The organism is Pseudomonas fluorescens group sp. PF-1 (assembly GCF_054481335.1).
The window spans coordinates 2518477-2531181 of sequence record NZ_JBTMNG010000002.1; the positions used below are offsets into that span (position 1 = coordinate 2518477).

The window sequence follows — 12705 nt, forward strand, 5'->3', positions numbered from 1 at the left end:
TTGCCTATCCGGGTCGGGGTCATGCCTGACCTGGCAGCGGAGCGGTAGTCCAGTCGGCAGATGCCGGTCCGAGACGCCGAGGCTCGCAAGTTCGAGTCATCGGTCCGCTCCGCCAGTTACGAGAAGGCGCATCCTCGGATGCGCCTTTCTTCTATCCGGATTCTACCCACGCTCCACGGTTGCCTAATTTTGAAGTTCAACCGTTTATGGGGGACGCATGCTGCAGAATATCAGGGACAATTCACAAGGCTGGATTGCCAAGACCATTATCGGGGTCATTGTTGCACTGATGGCTTTGACTGGTTTCGACGCCATTTTCAAGGCCACGACGCACAACAATGAAGCGGCAAAGGTCAACGGCGAACAAATCAGCCAGAACGAGCTGAGCCAGGCGGTTGATATGCAACGCCGTCAACTCATGCAACAGCTGGGCAAGGATTTCGATGCTTCCTTGCTCGACGAAAAAATGCTGCGCGAATCGGCCCTCAAAGGCTTGATCGACCGCAAACTGCTGCTGCAAGGCGCAGAGAGCTCGAAATTCGCTTTCTCCGAAGCGGCGTTGGACCAGGTCATCCTGCAAACACCTGAATTCCAGGTGGATGGCAAGTTCAGTCCTGAGCGTTTCGATCAGGTTATTCGTCAGCTCGGCTACAGCCGTCTGCAATTCCGTCAGATGCTGGCCCAGGAAATGCTGATCGGTCAATTGCGCGCCGGCGTTGCGGGCAGCGGTTTTGTCACCGATGCACAGGTCCTGGCTTTCGCCCGTCTGGAAAAACAGACCCGCGATTTCGCTTCCCTGAACATCAAGGCTGACCCGGCGGCTGTGAAGTTGACCGACGATGAAATCAAAGCCTATTACGACGAACACGCCAAGGAATTCATGACGCCAGATCAGGTGGTCATCGATTACCTGGAGTTGAAGAAGTCCTCCTTCTTTGATCAGGTCAGCGTCAAGGACGAAGACCTGCAAGCGGCGTATCAGAAAGAAACCGCGAACCTGTCCGAGCAACGTCGGGCGGCGCACATTCTGATCGAAGTGAACGACAAGACCACTGAGGCGCAAGCCAAGGCCAAGATCGAGGAGATCCAGGCCCGTCTGGCCAAGGGCGATAAATTCGAGGCTCTGGCCAAGGAATTCTCCCAGGATCCTGGGTCGGCCAACAACGGTGGTGATCTCGGCTACGCGGGGCCGGGTGTCTATGATCCAGCGTTCGAAAAAGCATTGTATTCACTGGCCAAGGATCAGGTTTCCGCACCGGTTCGCACCGACTTCGGTTTCCACCTGATCAAGCTGTTGGGTGTGGAAGCGCCGGAAGTGCCGACCTTCGCCAGCTTGAAAGACAAGCTGACTCGCGAACTGAAGGCCCAGCAGGTCGAACAGCGCTTCGTCGAGGCAACCAAGCAACTGGAAGACTCTTCGTTCGAGGCGTCCGATCTGGCTCAGCCGGCGCAGGACCTGAAGCTGACCGTTCACACCTCCAAGCCGTTCGGCCGTGAAGGTGGCGAAGGTGTTACGGCCAACCGTGCCGTGGTGACTGCAGCGTTCAGCCCTGAAGTACTTGATGAGGGTGCCAACAGCACTGCCATCGAGCTCGATCCGGAAACCGTGATCGTGTTGCGCGCCAAGGAGCACCTCAAGCCTGCGCAGCTGCCGCTGGAAAGCGTCGCCGGCCCGATCCGCGAGCAATTGACCAAGGAGCACGCCAGTGCCGCCGCCAAGACCAAGGCTGACGAGTTGATCGCCAGTCTGCGTGCTGGCAAGACGCCGTTGGACAAGGCGATCGACGGGCAGAACTGGAAAGTCACCGCCGGCGCGACTCGCGCTCAGGAGGGGGTTGACCCAACCGTGCTGCAAGCGCTGTTCCGGATGCCGAAGCCTGTCGCGAAAGACAAGCCGGCCTTCAGTAGCGTGACGTTGCCTGATGGCAGCCTGATGATCGTGCGGCTGAACAGTGTCAACGAAGCGGCAACGCCAACCGAAGAAGAGAAGGCTCAATACCGTCGCTTCCTCGCTTCGCGCGTTGGCCAGCAGGACTTTGCGGCTTACCGCAAGCAGCTGGAAAGCCAGGCGGACATCAAGCGTTTCTGATGCCCGACTGAGTTTTGCGCTTATCAAGAACCCCGGCCGAAAGGTCGGGGTTTTTTGTTTGTGCAGTTGTCATCAATCTTCCGGGATCTTTTGCCTAATATCGGGATCAACGGACCTGTAACTGTTTTAAGACACAATCGTTGCGCCGCTAAGCATCGATCTGTTGCACAATACGCCCCGAACCGATTTCCTCAGGATGTTCAATGTTTAAATCATTTCCCATGCGTGTTGCCGGGCTGGCGCTGGTGCTGGCCGTTGCGGCCGGGTGCTCGTCGAAAAAAGCCGCCATCTATGAGCATGAGAACTTCGCCGACTCCGGTACGTTTTCCCGTAACTATCCGGTGACTGATGCGCAATCCTGTGAAGCCGCCCGTCGGGCGTTGCTCAGCCAGGGCTATATCATCACCAGCAGTGATCCGAAACTGGTCAGTGGTCACAAGAGCTTCCAGCAGACCGGCGAGACCCATATGGAGATCAGCTTCAGTGTGGTGTGTACCGATGATGGTAGCGAGGGGCACCACGCGACCATGTTCGCCAATGCCCTGCAGGACCGCTATGCATTGAAGAAGACCAACAACTCCGCCAGTCTTGGTGTCGGTGTGTTGGGTTCGGTGTCGATGCCAATAGGCTCGTCTGACGATTCGATGGTCAAGGTCGCCAGCGAAACCGTATCGTCGGCCAAGTTCTATGAGCGTTTTTTCACGCTGGTCGAACTGTTCCTGCCACCGGAGGCGAAGAAGGCTGCACACATCACCGAAAAACCGAAAACCGATCTGGGAGTGCCTGAAGCCAAGGCTGCTCCGGCTCCGTTAGCAGCGACCCCGGCACCGGCAGCAGTACCTGCACCCGTAGCGGCCCCAGTGCCCCCAGTGCCCGCTGAAGCCACTCCCGCAGCCTCTGAACCGGTTGCGCCGCCGGAAACCGCGCCAGTTGCGGCGACCCGGAGCGAAGAGCCGGCCGCGTCCTCGGAAACCATTACGCCGCCGACCCATTCAAGCGACATGCCGCCGCCGACAGAACCGATTCCGGCGATGCCTGTTACCGGCCAATAGCGGGTTGCAGCGTCGCGGGAGTGGAAAACCGCTCCCATTGCGCTGCACAGATTGACCCACGTCAAACCAGGCTGCCGTTCTGCGGTCTGTCTCGAAAAAAACGCTGATAAATGCCTGACCGCCTGCTACGTTTTATCGTAGAGCGAAGGCGTGTCGTGGCTGCGTCATTTTTCTTTCATGCGCGGACTTTATGCTCAAGTTGCTGGTCATTTATTCAGACAATTTTCAATGAGCCGTGGGGGATTCAAAATGGACGATTATCAGGAAGAGCTGCTCGAGTATCAGGCCTTTGAGCTGGACCCGCTGGAACCAGCCGAAGACGCGACCGAGCTGTAAGCGTCAGGCTAACTGACGGTGGCTGCGGCGAAATTCGCCGGGGGTCTGACGGTTCCAGCGCTTGAATGCGCGTTGAAAGGCTTCGGCTGAGGCAAAACCCAGCAGATAGGCGATTTCTCCGAATGCCAGTTCGGTGTCGCGAATGTAGGTCATGGCCAGGTCGCGACGTGTGTCGTTGAGAATTGCGCGAAATTGCGTGCCTTCTTCGGCAAGTCTGCGACGCAAGGTCCAGGTGGGCAGCTTCAGGCGTGCCGCCACTTCTTCGAGGTCGGGTTCCCGGCCGCCATTGAGCAACGGCCCCAGCAACTGAGTGATACGTTCACGCAGGCTGCGGGTGCGTGTCAGTTGCTCCAGTTCCCGCTCGCACAGTTGCAGCAAGTGACGCCAGGTGCTTGGACAATGTTCAGGGTTGCGCTGAGCGAGACTCTCCAGGCCCAGGCGCAGCTGATTGTGTTCGCAGCCGAACTGGATCGGGCAGTCACCCAACACTTCATAGTCCGCGCGGTAATCGGGGGCTTCGAATTCGATCTCGATGCGCTCGGCACGCAGTGGAGCAGGGCTGACGCTGGACAATTGCTGCAACCAGCCGGCAATGATCGAGTCGACCACAAACCGGTTATAGCTGTTGTAAGGGCTGATCGAGTAGAACCTCAGCCAGGCACCCTGGGGGTCTTCGTGAAAGCTCGATTGTCCGCGATAGTTGGAACCATACAAGGCTTCAAAACGGATCAGGCAACGTGCCGCTTCGCGCACGGTCGGCGCCTGGGAGGCGGTAACTCCGGCGAGGCCCGCCTGGCTCAAGCGACTGTACCGGCCCATGCGCAGTCCAAGTGCCGGGTTATCGGTCAGCTGAATAGCGCCATGGCCCAGGCGCATGTAGCGGGGTATCGAGAGTCGTGCACACGCTTCGCCGAGTCGGGCTGCGTCGAGGCCGTATTGTTCGAGCAAGGGTTGCGGGTCCACACCGTGGCTGCGTATGGCGTCAGCCAGGCTGTGAACAAACCCCACTGACAGATCGCCCAGACGCATCGGAAGGGATTTCATGCGCTACAACCAGAGGTTCAGCAAGCGCGCACCATGCGCGTTGGTATCGATGAACTGCTGGCCGCTGCTGCTGATGAAGCTTTGTCCGGCGCTGCCCTGATCCCAGAATTGCCCGCGCAGAAACACGCTGACCCCGGCGGAGGCCTGACTGGCCGGTGCCTGGGTCGTGAGGGTCAGGTGCTGCCACGCCTGGCCTTCGCTGAGCTCTCCTGGCTTGAGGTTGACAGAGGGTGGCGTCGACGAGCCCCGGTATCCTCGCCACGGTTGATCCCAGGTGCCGCGCCCTGCCAAATAGGCGGGAACCGCAACCAGTTGCACGTGCAGCTCGTCGAGCTTGCGATAATTTTCCGGATACCAGCTGTCGCGACCGATCAGCACGCCCAAACGTCCGGCCGGTGTGTCGACCACATTGAGTGAATGCTCGCCACTGGCCTTGATCCCATCCTGCTTGGCAAACATCGGGTGCATCTGGCGCTGCGGTTGCCCGATTGGCAGGCCATCGCGGCTAAACACCACGCTACTGTTGTAAAGCGCACCGTGGCCGATTTTCAGGGTGCCATCGATGATGCTCGGCTCGGGCAATACAATGGAGCCTGCCACCAGCGTCACGTTGAATTCTTTCGCCAGGCCGCCAAACAACGCCTGGTAATCCTTGGCCATGCCTTTTGCTTTCATACGCAGGTGAGCATCGTCCAGGCGGTTGCCGCCTTCGGCGCTGATCAAGGCACGGACAAATTTCAAGGGGTTGCTCGCGGCCAGCCAGTTCATGGCTTCCTTCAACGTGCTGGCCTGGTACAGCTCATCCTTCTCGCCGCTGACCATCAGCCAGGTGCCGACATGCTCCGGCAGGACCACGATGGTTTTTTCGTTCAGCAATCCCTGGTCTTTGGCTTTCTGCAAGTAGGCCGCGAGTTTGCGGTGCAGGCGTTCAGGGCTCTGATAATCGGTGGGAAAGAGTTCGGGCTGGATGCCCAGCAGATTGCCGCGATCGGCAGGCGTGCCCTGATCGACGGCCAGGTTGATCCGCAAGTCCGAGAGGTAATGCCCCACCGGGCGATCCGCGGCCCACATGGCGTAGGTCGTCAGGACAGCAATCAGCGCCATGGAGAAGGTCAGGTACAAAAGTTTGCGCATGGGGAAACAGTCAACGGCCGCGAGCAGGATTCGGCGACTAGGGTATGGCCCATGCCGGCGCTTGCCAAGGGGGGCTGCGCATTTGGATCAATAAGTTGTCAGTTATGGTCATTGAGTGACAACGACTCGGCTCTTAGTCTGTCGAACATGACTGACGGGGGCCACGAGAGCTTCCGCATTTTTCCCGTGATCGCTCGATGTGGAGTTTCCGATGACCGCCGCCCATTACCCGCACCTGCTGGCCCCGCTGGACCTGGGTTTCACCACGCTGCGCAACCGTACCCTGATGGGGTCGATGCACACCGGCCTTGAAGAGAAACCGGGTGGGTTCGAGCGCATGGCGGCCTATTTCGCCGAGCGTGCCCGTGGGGGTGTCGGTTTGATGGTCACCGGTGGCATTGGTCCGAACGATGAGGGCGGGGTGTATTCCGGCGCCGCCAAGCTGACCACCGAAGAAGAGGCGCTCAAGCACCAGATCGTGACGCGCGCGGTGCACGAGGCGGGTGGCAAGATCTGCATGCAGATCCTTCACGCCGGCCGTTATGCCTACAGCCCGAAACAGGTCGCGCCGAGCGCCATTCAGGCGCCGATCAACCCGTTCAAGCCCAAAGAGCTTGACGAGGAAGGCATCGAGAAGCAGATCCGCGATTTCGTCACCTGTTCGACCCTGGCGCAACAGGCCGAATACGACGGCGTCGAAATCATGGGCTCCGAAGGTTATTTCATTAACCAGTTCCTCGCCGCCCACACCAACCACCGTACCGACCGCTGGGGCGGCAGCTACGAAAACCGCATGCGCTTGCCAGTGGAGATCGTCCGCCGGGTGCGTGAAGCGGTAGGGCCGAACTTCATCATTATTTTCCGCCTGTCGATGCTCGATCTGGTGGAAGGCGGCAGTACCTGGGAAGAAATCGTGCAGTTGGCCAAGGCCATCGAGCAGGCCGGTGCGACCCTTATCAATACCGGTATCGGCTGGCATGAAGCGCGGATTCCGACCATTGCCACCAAGGTCCCGCGTGCGGCCTTCAGCAAGGTCACGGCCAAGCTGCGTGGTTCGGTGAATATTCCGCTGATCACCACCAACCGCATCAACACCCCCGAAGTCGCCGAGCAGATTCTGGCCGAAGGCGATGCTGACATGGTCTCGATGGCGCGGCCGTTCCTCGCCGACCCGGACTTCGTCAACAAGGCCGCTGAAGGCCGCGCCGACGAAATCAACACCTGCATCGGTTGCAATCAGGCGTGCCTGGACCACACCTTCGGCGGCAAGTTGACCAGTTGCCTGGTCAACCCGCGTGCCTGCCACGAAACCGAACTCAACTATGTGCCGGTCAAGCAGATCAAGAAAATCGCCGTGGTCGGTGCCGGCCCTGCGGGTTTGTCCGCCGCGACCGTAGCGGCCGAGCGTGGCCATCAAGTGACGCTGTTCGATTCGGCCAGCGAAATCGGCGGCCAGTTCAACGTCGCCAAGCGCGTACCGGGCAAGGAAGAGTTCTACGAGACCCTGCGTTACTTCAACCGCAAGTTGCAAACCACCCACGTCGAAGTGTGCCTCAACACTCGCGTGGATGTGGCAAGACTGGTCGAGGGCGGTTACGACGAGATCATCCTGGCGACCGGTATCGCCCCTAGAACCCCGGCGATTCCAGGCGTCGAGAACGCCAAGGTCCTGAGTTACCTGGACGTGCTCCTCGAGCGCAAGCCAGTGGGCAAGCGTGTCGCGGTGATTGGCGCCGGTGGTATCGGTTTCGATGTGTCGGAGTTCCTCGTTCACCAGGGCGTGTCCACCAGCCTGAACCGCGATGAATTCTGGAAAGAATGGGGCATCGATACGCACCTGGAAGCGCGCGGCGGTGTCGCCGGGATCAAGGCCACGCCCCATGCCCCGGCCCGTGAAGTGTTCCTGCTGCAACGCAAGAAGTCCAAGGTCGGCGACGGCCTTGGCAAAACCACCGGCTGGATTCACCGCACCGGTTTGAAGAACAAGCAGGTGCAGATGCTTAACAGTGTCGAATACCTGAAGATCGACGACCAAGGCTTGCACATCCGCATCGGCGAAACCGGCGAGCCGCAAGTGCTGCCGGTGGACAATATCGTGATCTGTGCCGGCCAAGACCCGTTGCGCGAGTTGCAGGAAGGCCTGGTCGCGGCAGGGCAGAACGTGCATTTGATCGGTGGCGCCGACGTCGCGGCGGAGCTGGATGCCAAGCGTGCAATCAATCAGGGTTCGCGGTTGGCGGCTGAGTTGTAATAGCAGCCCTGCGGCGAGGGCGCGAACGCCCTCGTCACCCGTCAACTGCTAAGATGCCGGCTCTTTTCCCTGGGCCGGCATCAATGCTTTCTCCTCCCGCAAACTGGCGACCCCAAGCCCCCCTCGAACCACTGCAACTCGACTGGCTCAGCCGCGCCAGAATCGAAGTCGCCATCCTGCGCCTGGATCAGATCGACCCGCTGATCAGCGGTAACAAATGGTTCAAGCTCATCGAACACCTCAACGCCGCTGACCGGGCGGGTGCCGAGGGCATCATCAGCCTCGGTGGCGCGCACTCCAATCACCTTCACGCACTGGCCGCCGCCGGCAAGCGCCTGGGTTTTTCCACGGTCGGTCTGCTGCGCGGCCACCCTCAGCAAACGCCCACCGTGAAAGACTTGCAGGCGTTCGGCATGCAGTTGCACTGGCTCGGTTATGGCGGCTATCGCGCGCGGCACGAAGCGGGTTTCTGGCAGCCGTGGCAATCCCTGTACCCGACATTGCACCCGGTCCCCGAAGGCGGCGGTGGTTTGCCAGGCGCGCGGGGCTGCATGCAGTTGAGGGCGCAGGTCACTGCGCAACTGGCCCGTGTCGGCTGGAGCGACTACGACGGTTGGTGGCTGGCCTGCGGAACGGGTACGACCCTGGCCGGCCTGGTGCTGGCTGAAACGGGGGATCATCCGGTTTACGGCGCGTTGGCGGTGCCCGACGATCATGGGGTCGCGCAGGCGGTCGAGAGGATCGTTGCAGAAGCGGGCGAAACCACGGCGGTTTATCAACTGTTCGACGCCAGTCGTGGCGGTTTTGCCCGCGTCGATCCGCCGTTGCTTGAATTCATCGAAAAGACCGAGCGCGCCAGCGGCATTCCTCTGGAACCGCTGTACACAGGTAAGGCGTTGCTGGCGCTCAAACAGCAAGTCGAGGCGGGCCGGTTTGCTTCCGGGACCCGACTGATCTTCATCCATACCGGAGGCTTGCAGGGCCTGCGAGGGTTCGGTTCGCAGCACTGAAGGGCAACAGAAACCAGTGTGGGAGCAAGCTTGCCCCCACACTCAGGTATTGCGGGTCTCAGGAATTGCGGCTCACTCGTTTGGGCATCATCCGCAGCAAGGTGTTATCGCCGACCACGTAGTGATGATAAAGCCCGGCCAACGCGTGCAGGCCAATCAGCCAATAGCCGATGGTTGCGCCAAGTTCATGCCAACCCTGGATTTGTTTGGCCAGTGCTTTGTCTTCAGCGATCAGCATGGGCAGGTCGATACCATAAAACATCACTTGATTGCCTTTGGCACTGGTGACCAGCCAGCCGAGAATCGGCATGGTGATCATGAAGAGGTACAGCGCCCAGTGCATCAGCCTGGCCATCACCGTCTGCCACCGAGGGGAGGCCGGGAAGATTTGTGGCGCCGGGCCCAGGCTGCGAGCAAACAAACGCAACCAGACCAGAACGAACACGGTCAGGCCGAGCATGAAGTGCGATTCCACGATCAGTGTTCGCCCGCCACTGCCCTTGGGGAAAATCCCGCGAAATTCTATGCAGGCATAAACCAACGCCAGCAAGACCAACATCAACCAATGCAGCGCTATCGAGACGGTGCTATAGCGCGAATCGGAATTTTTCCATGGCATACGGTGTTCCTCACAGGTCAGCTCAAGCCACCGTTCTTCTTCGACGGTGTGCTTTACTGTAATCCTGTTTCACGGTGTTTGCCTGTGGCGATGGGTCACGGGAGCACTGGTTCAGCTGATTGACAGCAAAAAGCGCCAGTTCCGTTCACACACTGGCGCTGCATTTGGAGGCGTGGCAATCAGCTGGTTTGCGGCATCTCACCGTTGGCCAGTCGCTTGTTGATATCGGCGATCACGGCCGGCAAGTCGGTGATGGTGTCGATCATGTAATGCGGGCGCGAGCCTTCGAACAGCGCATGGATACGCGTGCGTTCGCTGTCCAGTTTATCGCTGTCCAAGGCGCGATAACCCTCGTAGTCCAGGCCCAGGGCGTTGCCCGAACAGATCAGCGCCACGGTCCACATGCCAGCGCGGCGACCTTCGAGAATGCCTGGCACGGTGTCGTCGATCTTCACGCAGGCGGCGACATCGTCGATGCCCAGGGCAATCACGTTGGCCAGTGCCTGTGCCGGCCATGGGCGGCCATTCGGCACTTCGTCGGTGGCGACCACGTGATCGGCTACGTAACCGTTGGTGGCGGCCAGTTCGACCACCTTGTCCATGACCTGCTTCGGGTAGCCGGAGCACGAGCCGATCTTGATCCCTTGCCGGCGCAGGTTGGCGATGGTGTCCAGGGCGCCCGGGATCAGTGCCGAATGCTCGGCGATTTTTTCGATCTGCAGCGGCATGAAGCGTTCATAGATGGCGGTGACGTCATCGTCGGTGGGCGTGCGGCCAAACACGTTGCGGTAGCGCTCGGCGACTTCCGGCTGATTGCACAAGGTGCGGATGTGGTCCCACTTGCCCATGCCCATCGGGCCACGGGCTTCATCGATGGACACCTGGACGTCGAACTCGGCGAAGGCTTCGACAAAGATCTGCGTCGGCGCGAAGGAGCCAAAATCGACCACGGTGCCGGCCCAGTCGAGGATGGCGGCCTGGAGTTTGCTTGGATGGGTGTAGTTCATGGTGATCAAGTCCTGTGGCAACTGGCTAATAGGGGCGATGTGGTTACTGTGGGGAAGGCGGTATGGCTTAGATCTCTAACACTTCCATCTCACGCAGCACGTCGCCAATCGCCGCCACCGCTTCGCGCATCTGCGCCGGGGTGACGTGACCGATGCAGCCGACGCGGAAGGTTTCGACCTGGGTCAGTTTGCCGGGGTAGAGGATGTAACCCTTGGCCTTGACCCGTTCGTAGAATTCCTTGAACTGGTAGCGTGGATCTTTCGGTGCGTGGAACGTGGTGATGATCGGTGCCTGGATGGCGGCCGGCAGGAAGCTGCGCAACCCAAGCTTGCCCATCTCTTCCATCAGTGCCTCGCAGTTGGCGGCGTAGCGCCGGTGCCGGGCCGGCAGGCCGCCTTCTTCGTTGTATTGCAGCAGGGCTTCGTGCAGCGCCGCGACCACGTGGGTCGGCGGGGTGAAGCGCCATTGGCCGGTCTTGGCCATGTAGGAGTGCTGGTCAAACAGATCCATTGCCAGCGAGTGCGAGTTGCCGGCAGCGCTGGCCAAGACTTCCTTGCGAGCGAAAACGAACCCCATCCCCGGCACGCCTTCCAGGCATTTGCCCGAAGCGGCGATCAGTGCGTCGAACGGAATCTGTTGCGCGTCGACCGGCAGCGCGCCAAAGGAACTCATGGCGTCGATGATCAGGCGTTTGCCGTGTTGCGCAACGACCCGAGCGATTTCCGGCAGCGGGTTGAGGATACCGGTGCTGGTTTCGCAGTGAATCAGCGCGACGTGGGTGATGCTGTCATCGGCGCGCAGCAGGCGCTCGACGTCGGCGGCGGTGGTGGGTTCGTCTTCGGCGGTTTCGAAGGTGCTGAACGAGCGGCCGAGCACTTCGCAGATTTTCGCCAGGCGTTTGCCGTAGGCACCGTTGATCAGTACCAGCACTTTGCCGTCTCGCGGTACCAGCGTGCCGATGGCCGCTTCGACCGCGAAGGTGCCGCTGCCTTGCAGGGGCACGCAGTGATGACTGGCGCCCCCGTTGATGATTGCCAGCAGTTGTTCGCAGAGGCTGGCGGTCAGTTGGTTGAAGCGTTCATCCCATGAACCCCAGTCGACCATCATCGCCTGACGGGTGCGTGCCGAAGTGGTCAGTGGGCCAGGGGTGAGCAGGATGGGGGCGGCAGTACTCATTCTCGTGTCCTCGCAATCGATGGGATGAAGCTACGGGGCCTAAATTGCAATTTGCCGTGTTATCAATCAAATTGTTTGTTGTTATGCCAGCCATCAGTGAGGCTTATTCATGAATCTGTTTCAGCTGCGTGCTTTCGACGCCGTGGCCCGCGAGGGCAGCTTTACCCGGGCGGCCGCACGGCTGTTCATCAGTCAACCGGCGGTCACCGGGCACATCAAGGCGCTGGAGGAGCACTACCAGATCAGCCTGTTGCGCCGCACCGCGCGACGGGTGGAGTTGACGGAAGAGGGCACCAAACTGGCGGCGATCACCCGGGCCATGTTCGGCCTGGCCGAAGAAGCACAGGCGATGCTGGAGGCCAACCGGCAGTTGCTGACCGGGCGCCTGGAAGTGGCGGCGGACGGCCCGCATATGGTTATGCCGATGCTCGCGAGCCTGCGGGCGCGTTATCCGGGCATCACGGTGAACCTGCGCCTGGGCAATGCTCAGGAAACCCTGGCGGCGCTGTTGTCCGAACATGCCGACGTGGCGGTGCTGACCGAAGTCGAGCCGCGCAAGGGGCTGCATCTGCAAGCGCTCAGCGAGTCACGCATTTGCGCACTGGTGCCCAACGGTCATCCGTGGGCGCAACGGTCCAATGGCGTGACACTCAAGGAACTGGATCAGGTGATCATGGTGTTGCGTGAGCCGAGTTCGATAACCCGGCGCACCTTTGATCAGGCGTGCGCCCATGCCCAGGTCAACCCAAGGGTGTTGCTGGAGCTGGACAGTCGCGAAGCGGTGACTGAAGCGGTGGCCGCCGAGTTGGGCGTGGGCGTGGTGTCTTCGGTAGAGGTGAGCCACGACCCCCGGGTGACGGCGGTGCCGATCATTGGCGAGGGGTTGGTGAACCGGCACATGATGGGGTGCATGGAACGGCGCCGGGATTTGCGTTTGATCCAGGCGTTTTTTGAGTTGGTGCCAGGCCGATAAACCGCGATGGGGC

At 60.4% G+C, this 12705-nt stretch carries 11 protein-coding genes; 6 read left to right on the forward strand and 5 right to left on the reverse strand.

Annotated features, from left to right (window positions below; genetic code table 11):
- Positions 1–217: 217 nt before the first annotated feature.
- The 3 genes from ACX3YD_RS26505 to ACX3YD_RS26515 all read left to right on the forward strand — a co-directional run bounded on the left by ACX3YD_RS26505 (position 218) and on the right by ACX3YD_RS26515 (position 3477).
- Positions 218–2089 (forward strand): SurA N-terminal domain-containing protein, encoded by a 1872-nt coding sequence (locus tag ACX3YD_RS26505; RefSeq protein WP_047527544.1) that lies wholly within the window; start codon positions 218–220, stop codon positions 2087–2089.
- Between the two features lie 203 nt (positions 2090–2292).
- The gene (locus ACX3YD_RS26510) at positions 2293–3141 is read left to right on the forward strand and encodes a DUF2242 domain-containing protein (protein WP_458961438.1); all 849 of its coding nucleotides are present in this window, start codon (positions 2293–2295) and stop codon (positions 3139–3141) included.
- Positions 3142–3291: 150 nt separating this feature from the next.
- Complete coding sequence (locus tag ACX3YD_RS26515) at positions 3292–3477, forward strand: hypothetical protein (RefSeq protein ID WP_130207725.1); 186 nt, start codon at positions 3292–3294, stop codon at positions 3475–3477.
- Between the two features lie 3 nt (positions 3478–3480).
- Here the strand turns inward: ACX3YD_RS26515 and ACX3YD_RS26520 are convergent, their stop codons facing one another.
- Together ACX3YD_RS26520 and ACX3YD_RS26525 are read right to left on the reverse strand one after the other, a co-directional pair.
- Positions 3481–4521 (reverse strand): AraC family transcriptional regulator, encoded by a 1041-nt coding sequence (locus ACX3YD_RS26520; RefSeq protein WP_103405993.1) that lies wholly within the window; start codon positions 4519–4521, stop codon positions 3481–3483.
- A 3-nt stretch (positions 4522–4524) separates the two neighbouring features.
- The gene (locus ACX3YD_RS26525) at positions 4525–5655 is read right to left on the reverse strand and encodes a nitrilase-related carbon-nitrogen hydrolase (protein ID WP_458961439.1); all 1131 of its coding nucleotides are present in this window, start codon (positions 5653–5655) and stop codon (positions 4525–4527) included.
- 211 nt (positions 5656–5866) lie between these two features.
- On the opposite strand from ACX3YD_RS26525, the gene ACX3YD_RS26530 reads away from it, so the two are divergent.
- Positions 5867–7906, forward strand: a complete 2040-nt coding sequence (locus ACX3YD_RS26530; protein WP_458961440.1) for an oxidoreductase — start codon at positions 5867–5869, stop codon at positions 7904–7906.
- Positions 7907–7989: 83 nt separating this feature from the next.
- Positions 7990–8916, forward strand: a complete 927-nt coding sequence (locus ACX3YD_RS26535) for a 1-aminocyclopropane-1-carboxylate deaminase/D-cysteine desulfhydrase (protein WP_458961441.1) — start codon at positions 7990–7992, stop codon at positions 8914–8916.
- 58 nt (positions 8917–8974) lie between these two features.
- On the opposite strand, the gene ACX3YD_RS26540 is transcribed toward ACX3YD_RS26535, so the two are convergent.
- The 3 genes from ACX3YD_RS26540 to ACX3YD_RS26550 all read right to left on the reverse strand — a co-directional run bounded on the left by ACX3YD_RS26540 (position 8975) and on the right by ACX3YD_RS26550 (position 11719).
- Positions 8975–9535 (reverse strand): cytochrome b, encoded by a 561-nt coding sequence (locus ACX3YD_RS26540; protein ID WP_047527556.1) that lies wholly within the window; start codon positions 9533–9535, stop codon positions 8975–8977.
- 179 nt (positions 9536–9714) lie between these two features.
- Positions 9715–10542: a phosphonoacetaldehyde hydrolase gene (gene phnX / locus ACX3YD_RS26545; protein ID WP_103405989.1), complete on the reverse strand. Its 828-nt coding sequence runs from the start codon at positions 10540–10542 to the stop codon at positions 9715–9717.
- A 67-nt stretch (positions 10543–10609) separates the two neighbouring features.
- Positions 10610–11719, reverse strand: coding sequence for a 2-aminoethylphosphonate--pyruvate transaminase (locus tag ACX3YD_RS26550; protein WP_458961442.1), 1110 nt, complete (start codon positions 11717–11719; stop codon positions 10610–10612).
- Positions 11720–11828: 109 nt separating this feature from the next.
- On the opposite strand from ACX3YD_RS26550, the gene ACX3YD_RS26555 reads away from it, so the two are divergent.
- Complete coding sequence (locus ACX3YD_RS26555; RefSeq protein ID WP_458961443.1) at positions 11829–12692, forward strand: LysR substrate-binding domain-containing protein; 864 nt, start codon at positions 11829–11831, stop codon at positions 12690–12692.
- The last annotated feature ends 13 nt before the right edge of the window (positions 12693–12705 follow it).

Excerpts from the sequence above, each read along its gene's own strand:
- ACX3YD_RS26535 (WP_458961441.1), top strand. The coding sequence starts at position 7,990 with ATGCTTTCTCCTCCCGCAAACTGGCGACCCCAAGCCCCCCTCGAACCA.
- phnX (WP_103405989.1), bottom strand. The coding sequence starts at position 10,542 with ATGAACTACACCCATCCAAGCAAACTCCAGGCCGCCATCCTCGACTGG.
- ACX3YD_RS26550 (WP_458961442.1), bottom strand. The coding sequence starts at position 11,719 with ATGAGTACTGCCGCCCCCATCCTGCTCACCCCTGGCCCACTGACCACT.
- ACX3YD_RS26520 (WP_103405993.1), bottom strand. The coding sequence starts at position 4,521 with ATGAAATCCCTTCCGATGCGTCTGGGCGATCTGTCAGTGGGGTTTGTT.
- ACX3YD_RS26525 (WP_458961439.1), bottom strand. The coding sequence starts at position 5,655 with ATGCGCAAACTTTTGTACCTGACCTTCTCCATGGCGCTGATTGCTGTC.
- ACX3YD_RS26530 (WP_458961440.1), top strand. The coding sequence starts at position 5,867 with ATGACCGCCGCCCATTACCCGCACCTGCTGGCCCCGCTGGACCTGGGT.
- ACX3YD_RS26555 (WP_458961443.1), top strand. The coding sequence starts at position 11,829 with ATGAATCTGTTTCAGCTGCGTGCTTTCGACGCCGTGGCCCGCGAGGGC.
- ACX3YD_RS26540 (WP_047527556.1), bottom strand. The coding sequence starts at position 9,535 with ATGCCATGGAAAAATTCCGATTCGCGCTATAGCACCGTCTCGATAGCG.
- ACX3YD_RS26510 (WP_458961438.1), top strand. The coding sequence starts at position 2,293 with ATGTTTAAATCATTTCCCATGCGTGTTGCCGGGCTGGCGCTGGTGCTG.
- ACX3YD_RS26505 (WP_047527544.1), top strand. The coding sequence starts at position 218 with ATGCTGCAGAATATCAGGGACAATTCACAAGGCTGGATTGCCAAGACC.